The organism is Paenibacillus sp. FSL F4-0236, assembly GCF_038000135.1.
GTDB lineage: Bacteria > Bacillota > Bacilli > Paenibacillales > Paenibacillaceae > Paenibacillus_AQ.
Map to the genome: position 1 here is coordinate 5,927,432 of NZ_JBBOBK010000001.1, position 17,977 is coordinate 5,945,408.

Genomic DNA, 17,977 nt, shown 5'->3' on the forward strand with positions numbered 1-17,977 from the left:
CTAACATATTAACCTTCCAAATACTAGAATTCTACATTTTCCTTAAAAAAGGATCCTATTATACAAAAAAATATGGTCAAATTGTTACGAGGACCCTAGAGATTGTAAATAAAGCAAAAACCACATCCTCTTGCTGATGTGGTTTTACATGGCGGACCCGAATTGTAGCTATGCGAAATCACAATTCACCTGAGCTCAGAACCTGGGTAGCCTATTTACGTGTATACGGTTTGTAAAATTGTCTTATCCGCTAGCTTCAACAATAAATGCAGCATCTATTTTCACGTCAGGTTCGCACTTGCCAAGAGCTCGTTATAAGTTGTGATCTGCGGCTTCTTAGAACCATAATAAACTGGATTCGTAAAGGCGAGCAGCGTCCCCGCTTCATCACGAATGTCAAAGCGATACCAGTTATACGTCCCCTCTTCTAAAGCTATATTCCATTCCAGCACCTCAGGTACTTCTCCTGTGGCCGTTATAGATACATCCCTTACCGATTCAGCAATTCCGTTGTGGATCAGTGTCACTCGAGCGTTGACATCACTTGCTACGCTTAATGTGCAAGTCACCTCATGAGATGCTATTTCTCCTTGTTCCTGACTGAATGCAGCAGACAGGTCACAGCCGAAGCGATAAGTATTACCACCAGCTTGAATCGATGCATCAATCACTGGACCGCGCGATACATAAACATGCCCATTTCGCACACCTTCTAATACTGCATCTGCACTCAGATCATCACACCACACATACGTAGCAGGATCCCCGATTAAAGAAGGAATTGGGCTATCATCATAGCTCTCAGTTGGTAGCATATGTGAGTCAGAGCCGCCAATACCTGTAATGCGATAGCCTTCATTCCAGCTTACTGTCCATAACTGCAATGCTTTCTCGGTAGCTACATTGTTAGGAGAAAAGGTCGGGTCATTCCATATTTCCATGGAATGTACTCCCTCCAACTGCGTCTCTCCGTATAGCCAAGCCCATGGCGTCAGCATCGGATGATTAATTGAGCAAATCGCCCCCAGTTCTGCCGCCTCTTTCATCAATCGATCCATACCCTGCTGAGTGGTTAGGCCTCCATCCGGTGAGGTTGCTCGCCAATCGATCCATTTTCGAAGTCCAAGTGCATTCCAATGTCCGTCGCCAGCTGTTACCTCTACACCTGGAATGACGAGCGCATCTCCTTTAGCCCAAGATGTAGACATTACATTGTGATCTGTCGCTACAAAGAAATCCATACCTTGCTTCAGTGCCTGCTCACGATTCATAAGCTGAGTCATCTTGCCATCGGACAACACGGTATGCGTATGGAAATCCCCCTTGTACCAACGGCTTCCTGCCTGCCATATCTTCGCCCAGTCATAGTTTTCCATTATGAAGCCAGCATTCAGCTTGCCGCTGTTCCAATACTCACGTTCGCCCTGAATTTGCGCAGATACATACTCGTCTGGCAATGTGCCACAACCAAATTCCCACTCAGCTTCAAAAGTTCTGCCTTCTTCATTTGAAACTTCAAGCATCCATGTGCCGGTCATAATCGGCCCTGGCACCGCTATTGAACTCGTTAATTCTGGTTGGTTATGAACGACAATGAGCCGCTCGTTTCCACCATCCAGAAAGCAGAATCGAATATGTTTTTCCGAATCAAACAAATGTAATCGTCCCCACGACTTCTCCTTCTCATAAGTAAATCGAATCGCGAACCATTCGTACTCTTCTTCTGCCTCAATCGGGAAGTAGGTATTATTCTGTTCCAGCTTAACGGAAATTTGTCCTTTATTCATAGTTAGCCACCCTCCATATTCCAAGTTTAGTTGTACAATTCTTCATCTATCCAAGTGTTCCAATAATAATTATCCCTGTCGTAATCGCAATCGACATCATGACCCGCATTCTACCCTGCTGTTCCTTCAAGACTATTATGCCTAGCAGTGTCCCGAAGACGGTGCCTATCTCTCGGATCGGAGACAGATGTGCTAAAGGGCCTAGATTCATAGCAAATAAGAATAACAAGTAAGATCCTGGCGATAAAATGGAGCCGACTATAAGTGGCACCTTATTGATCTTCCACTCCGTCTTAACCGCTTTCGAGCGCAAGGCAGGCAATGTTAGAACAAGCATATAGCCAATGTTGCACAGGGCCAGTAATGCAAGCGGTGGCATGAATTCCAATATGTTCTTATCTGTCAGGGTATAGCCTGTTATGCATAAACCAACCCCAAGAGCATACATAAGACCCTTCATATACTTCTTATCTTGCAGCAATGTTCGATTCAGCTTAAAGCCACCGATGCGGATCATTCCATAAATAATAAGCATTAAACCTGCCCATCCGAAGATGGAAAGGGACTCGTTATACATAAGTACACTTAGGACAGGAACGAGCAGTGCTCCTGTCCCACGCATAATCGGGTAAACCTGCGAAATATCACCGAACTGATACGCCTTCGATAGTAGTATGAAATACCCGCTCTGCAGCATTATAGATAGCAGTATTAAGCCGTAAGCTTTCAATGGAATCGTATTGCTTACTAGCCATTCAATCAGATATGGAGTAAGCAGCAAAAAACACGGGATATTAATCATCCATAGGAACACATCTTTGTTCATGCTACGTTTCGCAAACAAATTCCATATTGAATGCGTAAAACCAGATGCTAACACGAGTATGAGTGCGATAGTTGTCATTGTTTAATCACCGAATTTCTTGTAAAGGTTGTGACTCGTACCAGTATCCTTTTATTCCTTTTTCCAAACGTATCAGTGCTTCGAGGTAGAAATAATCGCCCCATATCATATAATCATCTGGAGCTACATTTCCTCGTACATAGTAGGACCCATGTTTTAATAATCCCTCGGCTCCTTCTTCGCCAATAGTTGAATAATGAAGCATGAGTGAGGTCATCGACAGCTCAAACTTCTCTTCAAACTCAGCGCGATCGGGATCTGTATCGTCAAGAAGACTTAGCATCTCGATCAAGCCAGCTGCGGCGATCGCTGAAGCGGAACTGTCTCGATACGTATTCGCATTAACCGGAGCATCAAAGTCCCAATAAGCCACATAATCTTCTGGCAGTTGCCCAATAAAATAGGATGCCATACGCTTCGCCGTGTCCAAGTAAACTTTATGTCCTGTGTAGCGATAGGCAAGGGAAAAGCCATAAATACCCCATGCTTGACCACGAGCCCATGTAGATCCGTTCGTAAATCCTTGATGAGTCGCTCCGCCAAGCGCTTCACCTGTTTCCGTATCAAACACAAACGTATGGTATGAGCTATCATCCCCACGCACAAGATATCGCTGGCTTTGATCAGCTTGCTTAATCGCAACCTGACGATAACGCTCTTCCCCTGTTTGTTGATAAGCCCAGAACAACAGCGGGAGATTCATGAGACAATCAATGATCATTCGTCCCCCATGCTGTGCATCACCAGACAGTCCCCAAGCTTGAATATACTGTCCATCCTCGCGCCAACGACGCATGAGTACATCTGCCGCTTGTAGTGTCAATTCTCTTGATTCCTCATCCTGCTCCACCACCCATTGCGCCTGCGAGGATAACGTATAGAGGAATCCAATGTCATGATGATCAAGAACGATGTTCTGTTCCATTCTCCGCTTGAAGCTTTTTACCGTAAGGCGTGCTGCCTCACGGTAAGCCTCGTCGCCAGAATACTCGTAGCACAGCCACAGCATTCCGCTCCAGAACCCGTTCGTCCAATCATCATTATTGTTCAATTCATACCTGCCGTTAACACTGACATGTGGGAAGCGATCACCGAAACGCTCCACATTATTTTTGATCTTCTCCATTGCATCTTCAATTGCATGTTTCCACATGTCCTTACACCCTTTCCACGATCCATTCATCTCAGCGAAGCATTCGTTGCAGAACTGCAGCAGCCTCACCAGATAGTCTACATCTTCCTTAGCCCAATGATTGTCCATATCCTTGAATGTCTTCACATGCTCAACCAAGATGTAGGAATGTCATACAGAATGCTACTATAATTGAAATCCGTCTCTTTCTGATGCCCATTCAAGGTCTCCTCCTACTGAACCCATAGTAATATCACCCTAAGTCCGGTTGATCCTGAAGTGTAACTTGCAGGTCATTCGTACCATGCAATTCGAACACAACAATCTCATTCTCACCGGCATGCAGCAATGGCCCTGGAACATAAAGCGTCTTTTGCGGTCCCGCCTCCCAATAACGTCCGAGATTGAAGCCATTTACGAATACAATTCCCTTTGTCCAGCCCTCAAGTGCTAGGAAGGTGTCTGCGATATCTGCCTCTTGCTCAATATGGAAGGAGCCTTTATAAAATGCAGGTCCTTCTTTTCCTTCCTCAACATTAACAACAGGTTCATGTAGTAGATCGATATTGTCCATTGGTAGACTATGAATCGTCCAATCAAATAGGAACTGGAATCCCAATCTCGCACCCTCGGTAATTCCCTTACAATCTCTTAAATACGGTCCATAGTTTGTTCTGCCCATATTCTCGACTAGAATACGAAGCTCTGCTCCGCCCTCTGGTACATGGAACTCAATCGGCTGCGGATCCCAACGCTCAATAACTCCCTTATACTCTCCATCGAGAAATACGAGCGCACGATCATGTACCTCCTGCAAGACCAGTGAACAATTTTGTCTAGGACCGGAAACCTTCGTTGTATATAAAATGAAGCCATAATCCTGTCCAAGCTTCTCCATCGGCTCTGGGCAAGTTCGTTGCACAGGCGTCGACAGCACTGGCAGTAGGTCAAACAGCGGTGCTACTGGCTTCATCTGAACACTGCCATAATCCATCTTGCGAACAGGCTCAGGAAGCGGCATTAGCTCCGTATCGAGATATTTTGCAATAAGCTCCCTTAACAGAATGTACTTCTCCGTAACGTCCCCCCATTCTGTCAGTGGGCTGTCATAGTCGTAGCTAGTTACCGTTGGCTCATATATCCCGTGATTATTGGCACCATTGTAGAATCCAAAGTTTGTTCCGCCATGAAACATATAAAAGTTAACCGATCCGCCAGCCTTCAGCATATCCTCAAACACATGCACAGCATCCTGTGCATCTCGCGTATGATGCGGCTTGTTCCAATGATCGAACCACCCGTTCCAATACTCCATACACATTAGCGGCTTATCCGGCTGCACCTGCTTCAAACTATTAAAGGCTTCCTCCGTTCTCGAGCCAAAATTAACGGTTTCAAGAACTCCTGGAACCATGCCGCCTTGCAGCATGAAATCTTCAGGGCCATCTGAGGTGAACAGCAGGATGTCCATCCCGCGTGAGATCATGCTCTCCTGTATATGTTCTAGATATTTCAGGTCATTCCCATAGCTTCCGTACTCATTCTCTATCTGCATCGCGATGATCGGGCCGCCATTCGTACATAACAACGGCTTCAGCTTCGGCAGCAGCACATCATAATAAGAATCTATCTTAGATAAAAATACCTCGTCATAGCAGCGCAAGCGCATCCCATCCTCGGCAAGCAGCCAGGCCGGCATTCCACCGAACTCCCACTCCGCACAGATGTAAGGACTTGGGCGTACGATAACATGCAAACCTAACTCTGCTGCTGTTTCGATAAATGTGACGATATCCGCCATACCCGTAAAACAGAACTTACCTTCCTGAGGCTCATGAATATTCCATGCAACGTACGTTTCTACCGTGTTAAAGCCGCAAGCCTTCAGCTTGCTCAATCGATCCTTCCAATACTCAGGAATTACGCGAAAATAGTGAATCGCTCCTGACACAAGCGTAAGGGGTGTACCCTCATAAAGAAATTGATCTCCTTGCACTGTGAATGATGCCATATTAGATACTCCTCTACTCATGAACTCGATATAGACTCCTTCTACCTGTCATTACTATTCTGAACAAGAATTCTCGCTAACCAGACGGTTAATCTCTTCACGCTTACGGATATACCATTCTGCCTCTTGTGGGTATACTTCAAGGGATAATTCTTGCTCCAAGCCATCTTCCAATAAGGCGATTACTGCCTCTCTTCCGACTTTCTGCTCGAGTAGCTCAAGTGCGCGTAAATCTTGCAGAGCTTCCGTAAGGACCTCCAGCCTGATCGACTCGATCGGCCCCTCAGCGCCTGGATATACCAAAAATGCATCGCCCGCTGGAAATCCACCTCCTGCATCCGTCACTTGAAATGGATCAATCGGATACTTCGAAAATTGTGCATACCAGAAGTTGTAACCCCAATGCAAAAATCCTTTAAGCTTTAGCTTGTAAATTTGCATCCCGAGTACACGATTGCGTGATGACGGCATATGAAGAAAGCGATTAGAAACGAGCTTGTATTGGGCACAGCAATAATAAGTCCATAACCCCTCTACGCCATGATCCAGAAATGGTTGAATACCATTGCTCGCTGGAATCGGATGCTTAATTAAACCACTTTCATAAAATTCATACTCAGAGAGCGCATCAATGATCGGAAAACCTTCTAGAATTGGCCCAATAAGTTCGCTCGCTGCACGATAAGAATCCATGTCCGCAAGATTTGGTTCATCCGATAGATGGAAATAAACTCGCTGCTCTAAACCATTCTCTTTCACAAACGCTAATAGCTCTTGTAAAAATAACGTAAGGAATCCCGTGTACTCCGGATCTCTAGAATCGGTATCCCATCCAAATAGTTGCTTTAATTGACCATCAACCATAGCCATTACTTTTGGTGCATGCTTGGCACCCCATTGTGTGAATAGATGGGAGAACTCAAAATATTTCACGCCACTGCGGTCACATAGCTCTATCCAACGCTTTAATCGCTCAAAAGTGAAGTTATACTTCTCTCCTGTCCGTTCTACTTGAACAAGTTGTACGGTTGGGCGGTCTCCCCCGATCTCCGTGTCTAACGGCGGTGTAAACAAAGGGGTTAGAATCATATTCATTCCATGTTTCACCGCGGTGTGGATGTATTGCTCAATCAACTGCCAATGGTACTCGCTAAATATGTCCGTTTTATAGTAGGTAGCCAAGCAGTCTACATGGAACCATTCCGTATGTATAAGCGACTGCTCCGGCAATGTTGCCGTGATCACTTCCAGCGTAAATGTATCCTCCCCTACTTGTTCGCCGCTATCATTTTCGATTTGGATACAAATATCAAATAAGCCCGCCTTAGCATTGAGCGGCACCTCAACAGTGATCCATATTGAGCGCCATTGATTCGGATAACCAGTTAAACCTCGATTTGTATCGAACGGAATTAACACATCTGGATAAAGACCTGGCATGCTTCTTAAGACATGTTCATCTGCATCGTGATAGCTCACCATATTAGCAGGTACTAACTCTACAGTTCGCACAGTGATATTGGGCCCCAACTCGGATTGCTCGGCCCGAACTTGAAGCGACCGCATAAGTACATTTGCCCGATATGCAACCTGGAAAGAATAGAATTCACCAAGTAGTGCCGAGCCTCTAAGTTGAGCTGGCGCATGTAGTTCTTCATCGGCAAATACCTTGATTAATGAACTGATACATCTTGTTTCCATCCGTGCAGCTCTATTCAACATTTCCACTTCTTTTCCCCCCATATGAATTGGTAAAAAGGATAAGCCCGGCAAACTCGACTGACTATTCGAACTTACCGGGCTTATTTAATTACTTAATTACTTACTTGCTTTGTAAGCATCGCTAGTATCTTTGAGATGCTGCTGGAAGCTCGGGTCTGCTTTCAGTCCATTAATAAACTTGTCCCAATCCTCCAAGCTGGATTTTTTGATAACGACATTTGTATACATATCAACAAACTTCTTCTGCCAATCGCCGCCTTTTTCCATCCACGCTTCGGTATTTGGCAATCCTGCAGCAGGATTCTTAATCGAAGATTCTGAGATTGTATCGATCAGCTTACGATTGTACTCTAATACTTCTGCTGGCATTCCAGGTCCTTCAGCACGTTGGTATTTATTGAAGAAACCAGAAATCCATTGTGCTGTTGTCGCTGTACCGTATCCTTGCTTCTTACCTTCATCTGTTTGAACAATAGAACCATCTTCAGAAACGGTATAATCCTTGTCTTTGATACCATAAGTCACGAGATTGTAGCCTTCTTGAGTAGCCGTTTCGTTGTAAACTTCAAGAATCTTCTTGAGCTTGTCTTCACTAACCGATTTGTTAACTAGGAACAATCCATAATAACCATAAGCTTGCTCATTGTATTTCTTGCCATCTTTCGCAGCTGGAATTTCATACGCCTTCAACTCAGCTTCAGGCTTAATCTTTTGCAACTCTTGGCCAAATATAAATGCTTCGTTAATATTACCGAATGAGATACCCGCCTTGCCTTGAATCATCATTTCTTTCACTTGGCTTGACTTCATAACTGGTAAGTCCGGTGTAATAAGACCATCACCATAAGCCTTGCTCCAGAATTCAAGCGCTTCTCTCGCTTCAGCTGTTAGCCAGTACGGCTCAAGACCGCCATCAGCTGTTTCCTTCCACGATGTGCCTGCACCAAACATCGTCATCATATAAGGACTGACACTTGCCTGTACCATACCGTAAGTATCGTTTTTACCGTTTTTGTCCGGGTCATTCTTTGTAAAGGCCTCTAACACTTTGTAGAACTCTTCCATAGTAGTAGGAGCAGTCAATCCTACGTTTTTGAGCCAGTCTTCACGAATCAACAGCGCCTCATGCCCGTCCAATGGACGAACGCGTGGAATACCATAAGATTTTCCTTTGAACTTAATATTGTTAATTGCATTCTCCGGATAGCCTGCTAGATTAGGATAGTCTGGCAGGAAAGGAGTCAAATCCCAGAATGCACCTTGATCTATTGCAGTTGAGAACGCAGGGTCATTAATATCCTCGATGAGAACGACATCTGGCAAACTCTTCGAAGCAAGCAATGCATTCAACTTTTCTTTATAGTTATTAATTGGATAGAAGTCGATCTGAAGCTTTACATTCAATTTTTCATTCAGCTGTAGAATGCTTTCAAGATCACTACTAGGGGATTCACCATAAGTCATCGTACCGATATTGATTTCAACTGGCTTTTGTTGCTCAGACTTGGAAGCATCTCCAGCAGAATTGGTCTCACCACCCTTTGCACAACCCACCAACATGCTTGTAGAGAGAACTAACACCAATAACATGGTCATCCAACTTCTTTTTTTCATTTGTAAAAACCCTCCCTTTTATCTAATAAATTAATATATAAGCTTGGTTTACCCCTTAACCCTTCACGGAGCCAACCAACATACCCTTAACAAAGTACTTCTGAAGGAACGGGTAGACCATAATGATAGGTAGAGAAGCAACGACTACTGCCGCCATCTTAATCGTCTCTGGAGGAAGCATCTGCTCACTCTGTAGCATAGCAGCTACGGATGGATCTGCTATATTCGTTGAAGCTTGTATCAGCATCATCTGCAGCACAACCTGCATCGGCCGAAGTTCATCTGAGTTGATGTACAAAACGCCATTGAAGTACGTATTCCAGAAACCTACTGCAAAGAATAGACCGAATGCAGCAACCGCTGACAGCGAGATCGGGAACATAATTTTGAAAAAGACTCCGATATCATTACATCCATCAATCTTCGCTGCTTCCTCTAACTCCTCCGGCAGTTCCTGATAGAAGTTCTTCATCAAGAATACATACCATGCGCTTGTAATTGCCGGTAATATCAACGACCAGATGGAGTCAATAAGACCTAATCCTTCAACTAACATGAAATTTGGAATCATTCCTGGGTTGAACAACATCGTCATTAGAATAGCAACTAGGAAAAACTTCTTCCCGAAGAATCGTTTCCGTGATAGAGAATACGCCAAGGCACTCGTCACCATAATACTAATCGCAGAGCCGACAATAGCTAAGAAGGCACTAACCCCTAATGAGCTCATAAACATCTTGGTTGATAGAATGTACTTATAGGAGGAAAGACTCCAGTTTTCCGGAATAAGAATTAATGGCTTGCTCAAATATTCCGAAGGATCTGTAAAGGATACGATAATGACATAAAGAAAAGGTAGTAGTGTTACAAGCCCGATTAAACTGAGCACACCATAAATGATGCCGTTTGTCACTTTATAGCCGAGGGACTTATTCATTAGTAAAGACCCTCCTCACCAAATTTTTTAGCTAAACGATTGGCTGTTACTACAAGTACAAGACCAACAACCGACTTGAATACTCCAACGACTGTCGCATAACTGAAACGACCGTTCTGTATCCCTGCCCGATACACATATGTATCAAAGACATCCGCAACATGTGCTACGGGAGAACTCATCATCAAGAAGATCTGTTCAAACCCTACCTCCATCACTTGACCGAGCCTGAGTATGAGCAACACGACGATTGTACTCCTGATGCAAGGCACTGTAATCTTCATAATCTGTTTCCAACGGTTCGCACCATCAATTTGAGCCGCCTCATACATTTCTTGATTGATACCTGCAATTGCAGCCAAGAAGATGATTGTACCCCACCCGGCTTCTTTCCATATGCTCTGCGCAGTTAACAAACCCCAGAAGTAATTCGGCTCTGTCAAGAAAGCGATTGGCTGACCGCCAAGCTCGACAATAATCTTGTTAACAATTCCATCGCTCTGTCCAAGAATAATAAAACAGATACCAGCAATGATTACCCAAGATAAAAAGTGAGGTAAATAAACTATCGTTTGTATTACTTTCTTAAATCTCATACTCCGAACCTCGTTAATGAGCAATGCAAGAACGATCGGAATCGGGAAGAAGAAGATGATATTTAGCAAGCTAATCGCCATCGTATTTCTAAATAAGAGAAAGAAGTCTGGATTCGTGAAAAACTCACGAAAATATTTGAATCCGACCCATTCGCTTTCCCAGAACCCTAGGTATGGAGAATAGTTTTTAAATGCTAAACCTAACCCCCATAGCGGGAAGTACTTGAAGATTAAAAAGAAGAGAAGACCTGGAAGTGCTAGTAAGTACAAATATTTCTCTCGACCAAATATGACTTTGAATCGAGCCCATAGGGAGTCTTTCGGATTTAATCTTTGTCTGTCGGCTTCATATGCCTGTGATAAACTTGCGTTCGCTAATTTAAGATTAGATTGCGGCAAGGGTTTCACCACCTCCAACGATTTTGTTTGAACCTGGTTGACTGTAACGTTTCATGTCTGCATCTTACAAGCTGCAACGCCCATCAACAATGACCAATTCTTATTCGCCTGAGATCCTTGTGCAATAATTGCGAATAGCTTGATACTACTGGGTTTATGAACACTTCTAGTCTCAATAATTAACCTCATTAGCCCTGAGAGATTATAAATTTGCACCTCATAAAAATCAAAAAAAGACTTGCAAGAACGAGAGGTTTCATTTCTCTCGCTCTTGGCAAAGTCTTATTAAAAAAAAGTGCATTTAATTTAGTCAGGAATACTATTTTCGATGCATCTCTCGATATTGCCCCGGCGGTAAGCCCACCTGCTTCTTAAATACACGAATGAAATTTTTAGGGTTATATCCTACCTGCTCCGCTATTTCATTGACCAATAAATCAGTCGTTTCTAACAACTCCTGGGCTTTGGCTACACGCAATTGTGTTAAATACTCGATAAAGGAAATATTCATCGTCCGCTTAAACAACTTGCTTAAATATTGCGGGCTCAAATTGCATATCTGTGCACACTGGTCAAGAGAGATATCAAGATGATAGTTTGCCTCGATATAGTCCGTGACCTTCTCAATAAATTGCTCATACTCTTGATTCTTCTTACTATTCACATACAGCATAATCGGTTCGAATATACGATCCATAAACCACTCATTAATTGAATGTATAGTTGTGAGTTTTCTCAGATTTACATTGAGTTCACTAGTTGTATAGCCAAATAATTGCTCCGAATTTATATCCATTAAATATACCATTCGTAAAGTAGTAGACAACAGCTGATCGTAAGACATCATAATGAGCTCTGGATTGTGTACAGCGGATTGTACTTTATCAGAGAATGCATCAAGCATCCGCTTCGTTTCAGAGAGATCTCCCACCAGCAGCGAATCGGTCAGATGGTTCTCAATCTCCGTTGGATAACGGTACATCATCGAAATCGCAAGCCCTTTGCTCTCAATAATCTGATTTCCCCCATTAATCATCCGCGAGTGAATCGCAAGCTGCGCCTCACGATATAAATCAGGCAACTCCTCCACATGCGATGTGGTTCGACTCAAACCGATCGTCGCCGGAGATTTCAAAAAATGAGTAATCTGCTCACGTATCCTATCAATCACAGGCTTCAGCTTATCTGACCAAACGTCTACCTCTTCATGCTCTGTCCATAGCCAAACCACAACTTGATCATTAAAAGAGTTGATGACCAAGCCCTCCAGTTGCTGATGCTCCAATAATTCTGTCGTCATATTCTTTATGATGAAGAGAATTAGATCCCTATCCGTCTCTTGGAACTTGGTCACATCCGATAGGTGATCATAGGCAATAATAAATACAACTGCACACTGCTTCTCCGGAATAGAATGCCTGCGCAGAAGCTCCAGTAAATATTCACGACGGTCATGAGTAAACTGCCCCTCCATTAACCTTAAGGCGAACAGCTCGCGAATAAGTGGGAATTGTTCATTTAATTGTTCTTCTAGTTGACTCGCTTTACGGTTAATTTCCTTCCAACGCTGATTCACATAACTGAACTCATCCGTTCCCATATCCGCGGTTTGATTATCGCTGATGAGAGAGACTAGCTTCCGAATCGGACTATACACTTTCCTAGTGCCGATCATCGCCAATGCAATTCCTGCAGCAAGTACAGCAATTACAATTCCTATCGTAATGCCTGCAATCTGCCTTGCACTGCTATACAGTTCCGCCGTCGGGATCATATCCACAAACAACATCTTTTGGATTGGAGATTCCGTAGAGGTCACTAAGTACTCTCGGTCCTGCCATCGATAGATAAACTCTTGCTCACCTTTTTTTGTAACCGTTATCAATTCATACAAGTCTTCAGGCACTTCGCTTCCGTTCAAATGGAATACAAGTTGACCGGTGTTATCCATCACATACATTTGCTCATGCTCGTATTTAAGAAATTGTTTTGTCAGTGATTCAAACGCTTTATTATCTATGATGACCTGGATAAATCCGATAGGTTCTTTTGAATGTAAAGGTACTGTACTTGTTAACGTTATTCCTGAATCATAGTCTTTGCCACCCTGAGAATAGCCTACTTTCCAATCTAGTTGCTGATTTTTATCCAGTAGGTTCGCATACTTCTCCCGTTCCACTGCTGATTCGATCTTTATTCCACCGTAAGTTGATGATATTAAGTAGTTCTCATCCAATGTATATAGCGCAATATCCTTAACACGAGAATTTCCGTTCATAAAAGCTAACAAATTCTGATATACACCCGTATAGAAGCTGGAATAATTGGTTCGCTTCATTTCATTCAAGTCTGAAGTAAAGAACGAGCTCAGTTCCATCTGGACTAAGTTATTCTGAACCGCTTCCAACTCGGTATCCATCGTCCTTGAAGCGTAATTCAAGATTTGAGTAATATCTTGGCTAACATTATCTTTAATAGCATTAGAAGTTAATGCATAACTAGCGATTCCAACGATAACGATAGGAATGATCGATGAAAATAATGTATATGCAATCATTTTGCGATAAAATGATGGATACTTCAGCAATCTTTTATTCCAAATTGTTCGGTAATCATCTTTAAGCTTCATATTGTAATCTCCCATGTTGATAAACTATGTCCTCAGCGTACAAATCATTTGATATGAAGTCAATAACTACGAAAAAAATTTTGGAAAATATTATAACATTAAACAAATCAAACAATCTGCAATGATTCGAGTCTTAAGATCATAGAAAAAAAGCGACCCTGACCAAAAAAGCTGCTAACGATATTGCAATATCGTTAGCAGCTTTTATCTTATAAAACTATCTATTCCAACTTCATATAATACAGATTCGCCGTACTATCCTTCGTAATGGTATGTGCGCCCGCCGTAAGGGAGACAGTGGCAATTCCATTCGTTATAGGATAACTTGTTCCATCCACTTTGATTTTAGTTCCTTCTGTATTGAACACCAGGGTTAGGGTTGAAGCTTTAGCAGCTGTGAACTGAATACTGGTTGCACTCTCGATTTTTAGACATTGAGTTAGGGTTAACCCCTGATATGTCACAGTTCCCTTACTTGTTGAGAGATTCCCTTGGATATTGAAGAAGCTGCTCGTTGTTCCATCAGTGGTAAAGTTATGAACGGTTGCTCCCGCTGTCGGCACTGGCGTTGTCGTGGGTGTCGGAGTCGTTGTAGGTGTTGCTGTTGGCACAGGAGTAGCTGTTGGAGTTGGTGTCGCACTTGTTGGGTTTGAATTGCCCCCTACGGAGACGAGCCCCGTTGTGTAGCTTCTGATTGCAGACATCAGCGCTGTATTCAGCGCATACGATGCGTCATCCACTGAATCATTAAATTCCCATGTGAAGTCTCCGCCATTCAGACGTCCGGCTTTTGCCGTAACAACCTGTTCCACATTGCTTACGTTGTCAATATTCGATACGTTCACTCCAGTTTGGATGCTCGTATCGAAGTTATTATAAGCTGTTCCGCCCTTTAATGCTTTGTATGAGCTTGGGACGGTTTCATTTCTCGACGAGGCTAAATAGGCATCAAATGAGGTTGCATTAGCAGGAGCTGTCCCTGTATTGGAGTTAGCGTAGATAAGACTTGAAGCATCAACAGTTAGATTGTTATAAGCTTTAATCATACCTCCATTTTCACCCGAGAACGTCCCCTCACTTAAAGCATCTGTACCCTGTAAGGAACTAAGCATTGGGTCTTTAGTATTTCTAAAAACATTGGATTCCACAAAGGCCGAAGCTCCGGTTGTAACGCCGACACCATATTTCGAGACTCCATCATAGAAGTTATTATAGACATGAACAGAGGCCACTCTGATCCGCGGATGACGGGAGTCCGAATGATCGAACCAGTTATGGTGGAAGGTAACAAAGAATTCTGCAGACTCACTAAGTCCGACTAGAGCAGCTTTTCCGGAATCAAAGTAATGGTTGTACGAGATGGTAATGTACGTTGATCCTTTTTTGAGGTCCGTAGATCCGTCACCTTTGGCTTGGTCCGCATCGCTCCCTGCAGATCCATAAAAAATATCATTATTATGCACCCATACATTCGCATTGCCTGTGTCCATTGAAATGCCATCGTCAGGAAATAACATCACACCCAGATTTCTTACTTCCAAATTACCAACATATCTAAGCAGCAATCCCCAACCGTATGCATAAGCATCTTTTCCGATACCTTCGATTGTAATATTCATTTCCGAATAATTATTTTTACCTTTGACTTCAAGATATCCACTGCTGTTAAGCTGTCCACTCAGGTCAGCAGCTGTAACTTTACCGATAATTCGGATGGCAAGTGGGGTTGTATCATAACCCTTTTGTCTCAGAGCCAAGATGCTACCAAGACCAACGCCTGTTTGTACAGCACCTGAGCTGTTGATTTTCACATCAAGTGTTACGGTTTTCGCATTCTGAGATGTTATATACAGCACTTGAGCACCATTCTTGAGGGTTCCATTCTCATTATAAGCGCCAGAACCCGTACCAAATGGCGAGCTTGCCGAAAAAGCAAACCCAGATCGATCATATGACGTTACGGATAACGTATTTGATACCGAACTTGCCGTTCCTCCCCCTGATAGGGTAGCCTCAACCTTCATTACATAACTTCCAGCTGCAAGCCCTACAGCATCCGCTCTCCAATAGGAAGAATATTTGCGGATCAATTCATTATCAATCTGTTGGTACCCCGAATCTGATGCGCTTGCCTGTTTAACATATACGTTATATCCTGTCGCATTACTTACAGGTGACCATTCCACATATGCCGCTTCATTCCAGCCTCCACTGCCTGTTATCGAAAGACCAGCAGCATGCACTACTGTATTTGTCCATCCACCTGCTATCAAAGAAAGTGCAAGAGAAAACAACACACCAATACTGATTACCTTGGCAATACTTTTTTTCATTTTATTCCCTCCTGATTCTAATTTGTTGCAGATAGAATTGTAACCGCTTGCAAGAAGATATAAAGCTTCCTTTTCACCTCCTGACAATATTACATTTTATGGGACTAAAACATCCTCAACATATCAGAACAGAAATCAGTTCCGATACAATCATTTCCTCATATTTTTCACATCTAACAGTATTCTGAGTTAATGATTATAGGACAGAGCATTGATTCACCCGTACTTTCAGCAATGTATCCTGGGCTCTTGTGAAAATACAACATGAATAACCACACAGTAGCCAGCACATAATAAAATTCACAACCATTAGATAATCAAGGGAGGAGCTTTCAATTGAGTGCAAATCAACCAGATAAGAATCTAATCAACACAGTAAAAGAACTGGAAGCGACGCCCGTAAACAGCCTGGAAGCCCAACAGCAGCAGCAAGCCCGTAATGATCGCCGCAAACAAGCTCTGCATGACAGCGATGGCAAATTCTCAGAAAATGAATCTGGGAACTTCCATTAGAGTCTTCAGCTATGTCCGCACCCCAATAAATCGCACGTTTTATGATCCTTTCCAAAATGAAAAAAACGTAAAAAAGCGACCAACGATGGTCGCTTTTTTACTGATATTAAGAAATGCCTTCTCCTGCAAATCATTCTTATCTTCAGTATCCAGACGAATACTCTTTGCTTTCTTTTAAGCGAGCAATATCATGGCCCGTCGGGTTTTGGAAGACACGAAGCCCAAATATCGGTACAACTGCAAAAATGTGATCAAAGATATCAGCTTGAACCGATTCATACACCACCCAGTTAGTATCATTGCTAAACGCGTAGATTTCTAAGGGCAGTCCATTATCCTCTGGTGCTAGCTGTCTGACGATCAGCGTCATATCCTTATGAATTTTAGGATGATTCCTCAGATATTCATGGATATATTCTCTGAATACACCAACATTCGTGAGATGTCTTCCATTTACTTTACTCTCCGTATTGATTTGATGTTCGATATTATAAATGCTAATTTCATTTAATCTTGCCCTTATAAAATCGGACAGGTAGTGAATCTTCTGGAATTCCTCCATCATTTCTTTTGTACAAAAGCATATGCTGCTTGTATCGATATGAACGCTTCGTTTAATCCTTCTGCCGCCAGAAACTTGCATGCCCCTCCAGTTTTTGAACGAATCTGAAATAAGGGCGTAGCTAGGAATCATGGTGATTGTTTTATCGAAATTCATAACCTTTACCGTATTCAATGTAATGTCAATTACATCACCATCCGCATTATATTTAGGCATTTCGATCCAGTCACCTACACGAACCATATCATTAGATGATAATTGAACACCTGCCACCAAACCCAATATAGAATCTTTGAAAATCAGCATAAAAACAGCGGATAATGCACCTAACCCACTAAGTATAATCAGTGGATTCTGACCAATGAGGTTAGAGATCACCACAATAACACCAATGATAAATAGAATAATCTTTGCAACCTGAATGTACCCCTTGATCGGCCTAATCTTGGAGACCTCGAATGAGCGATAAATAGCATCGATGGCATTAAGTAGTGCATTAAACACCGTGATAGTGACGATAATCATATAAGTTAAGGCGGATTTTTCAATAAAAGCCTGATATAGCGGAAAGATAGACGCAGAATAATAGATGATGAAGGCTGGCGCCAGATGCGACAGCTTGTGAAACACTTTTTTCTCCAAAACGATATTATCCCATGCATACCGATCCTTACTAATGAAATGAATAATTATCTTCAGCACGATTTTTTTGGCTATTAAATTGGCCAGTACAGAGAGTAGTGCTATAAATAAGACCATGATTATATTCGAAAGATAACCTGTCATTTGTTCGTTTACACCGTATCCTGCTAGTTGATCTTTTATAAAATTCATCATT

At 42.7% G+C, this 17,977-nt stretch carries 12 protein-coding genes; 1 reads left to right on the forward strand and 11 read right to left on the reverse strand.

Annotated features, from left to right (window positions below):
* Nucleotides 1–281 precede the first annotated feature (281 nt).
* The 10 genes from NSQ29_RS26385 to NSQ29_RS26430 all read right to left on the reverse strand — a co-directional run bounded on the left by NSQ29_RS26385 (nucleotide 282) and on the right by NSQ29_RS26430 (nucleotide 16,064).
* Nucleotides 282–1,787, reverse strand: coding sequence for a CehA/McbA family metallohydrolase (locus NSQ29_RS26385; protein WP_341126478.1), 1,506 nt, complete (start codon nucleotides 1,785–1,787; stop codon nucleotides 282–284).
* A gap of 46 nt (nucleotides 1,788–1,833) precedes the next feature.
* On the reverse strand, nucleotides 1,834–2,691 hold the full coding sequence (locus NSQ29_RS26390) for a DMT family transporter (RefSeq protein WP_340973691.1): 858 nt from the start codon (nucleotides 2,689–2,691) through the stop codon (nucleotides 1,834–1,836).
* A gap of 7 nt (nucleotides 2,692–2,698) precedes the next feature.
* A complete protein-coding gene (locus tag NSQ29_RS26395) occupies nucleotides 2,699–3,844 on the reverse strand; it encodes a glycoside hydrolase family 88 protein (RefSeq protein ID WP_341126819.1) in 1,146 nt (381 codons plus the stop codon).
* Between the two features lie 232 nt (nucleotides 3,845–4,076).
* Nucleotides 4,077–5,834, reverse strand: a complete 1,758-nt coding sequence (locus NSQ29_RS26400) for a glycoside hydrolase family 35 protein (RefSeq protein WP_339244281.1) — start codon at nucleotides 5,832–5,834, stop codon at nucleotides 4,077–4,079.
* Between the two features lie 54 nt (nucleotides 5,835–5,888).
* A complete protein-coding gene (locus NSQ29_RS26405; RefSeq protein ID WP_341126820.1) occupies nucleotides 5,889–7,556 on the reverse strand; it encodes a DUF4091 domain-containing protein in 1,668 nt (555 codons plus the stop codon).
* 96 nt (nucleotides 7,557–7,652) lie between these two features.
* On the reverse strand, nucleotides 7,653–9,170 hold the full coding sequence (locus NSQ29_RS26410) for an extracellular solute-binding protein (protein WP_341126479.1): 1,518 nt from the start codon (nucleotides 9,168–9,170) through the stop codon (nucleotides 7,653–7,655).
* A 55-nt stretch (nucleotides 9,171–9,225) separates the two neighbouring features.
* Nucleotides 9,226–10,107 carry a carbohydrate ABC transporter permease gene (locus tag NSQ29_RS26415; protein WP_341050907.1) on the reverse strand — a complete coding sequence of 294 codons (882 nt, stop codon included), beginning with the start codon at nucleotides 10,105–10,107 and terminating at the stop codon, nucleotides 9,226–9,228.
* Nucleotides 10,107–11,102 (reverse strand): ABC transporter permease, encoded by a 996-nt coding sequence (locus NSQ29_RS26420; RefSeq protein WP_445254185.1) that lies wholly within the window; start codon nucleotides 11,100–11,102, stop codon nucleotides 10,107–10,109. The genes NSQ29_RS26415 and NSQ29_RS26420 overlap by 1 nt, the downstream gene beginning before the upstream one ends.
* A gap of 319 nt (nucleotides 11,103–11,421) precedes the next feature.
* Nucleotides 11,422–13,731: a helix-turn-helix domain-containing protein gene (locus NSQ29_RS26425; protein ID WP_339244277.1), complete on the reverse strand. Its 2,310-nt coding sequence runs from the start codon at nucleotides 13,729–13,731 to the stop codon at nucleotides 11,422–11,424.
* 221 nt (nucleotides 13,732–13,952) lie between these two features.
* Nucleotides 13,953–16,064, reverse strand: coding sequence for a pectate lyase family protein (locus tag NSQ29_RS26430; RefSeq protein WP_341126480.1), 2,112 nt, complete (start codon nucleotides 16,062–16,064; stop codon nucleotides 13,953–13,955).
* 336 nt (nucleotides 16,065–16,400) lie between these two features.
* Here NSQ29_RS26430 and NSQ29_RS26435 point away from each other — a divergent pair, with 336 nt between their 5' ends.
* Nucleotides 16,401–16,577, forward strand: a complete 177-nt coding sequence (locus NSQ29_RS26435) for a hypothetical protein (RefSeq protein WP_179085866.1) — start codon at nucleotides 16,401–16,403, stop codon at nucleotides 16,575–16,577.
* A 142-nt stretch (nucleotides 16,578–16,719) separates the two neighbouring features.
* Here the strand turns inward: NSQ29_RS26435 and NSQ29_RS26440 are convergent, their stop codons facing one another.
* Complete coding sequence (locus NSQ29_RS26440; protein WP_076299965.1) at nucleotides 16,720–17,973, reverse strand: mechanosensitive ion channel family protein; 1,254 nt, start codon at nucleotides 17,971–17,973, stop codon at nucleotides 16,720–16,722.
* Nucleotides 17,974–17,977 lie beyond the last annotated feature (4 nt).

Coding starts and splice junctions, on each gene's coding strand:
- NSQ29_RS26415 (WP_341050907.1), bottom strand. CDS start 10,107: ATGAATAAGTCCCTCGGCTATAAAGTGACAAACGGCATCATTTATGGT.
- NSQ29_RS26405 (WP_341126820.1), bottom strand. CDS start 7,556: ATGTTGAATAGAGCTGCACGGATGGAAACAAGATGTATCAGTTCATTA.
- NSQ29_RS26410 (WP_341126479.1), bottom strand. CDS start 9,170: ATGAAAAAAAGAAGTTGGATGACCATGTTATTGGTGTTAGTTCTCTCT.
- NSQ29_RS26440 (WP_076299965.1), bottom strand. CDS start 17,973: ATGAATTTTATAAAAGATCAACTAGCAGGATACGGTGTAAACGAACAA.
- NSQ29_RS26395 (WP_341126819.1), bottom strand. CDS start 3,844: ATGTGGAAACATGCAATTGAAGATGCAATGGAGAAGATCAAAAATAAT.
- NSQ29_RS26385 (WP_341126478.1), bottom strand. CDS start 1,787: ATGAATAAAGGACAAATTTCCGTTAAGCTGGAACAGAATAATACCTAC.
- NSQ29_RS26430 (WP_341126480.1), bottom strand. CDS start 16,064: ATGAAAAAAAGTATTGCCAAGGTAATCAGTATTGGTGTGTTGTTTTCT.
- NSQ29_RS26400 (WP_339244281.1), bottom strand. CDS start 5,834: ATGGCATCATTCACAGTGCAAGGAGATCAATTTCTTTATGAGGGTACA.
- NSQ29_RS26425 (WP_339244277.1), bottom strand. CDS start 13,731: ATGAAGCTTAAAGATGATTACCGAACAATTTGGAATAAAAGATTGCTG.
- NSQ29_RS26390 (WP_340973691.1), bottom strand. CDS start 2,691: ATGACAACTATCGCACTCATACTCGTGTTAGCATCTGGTTTTACGCAT.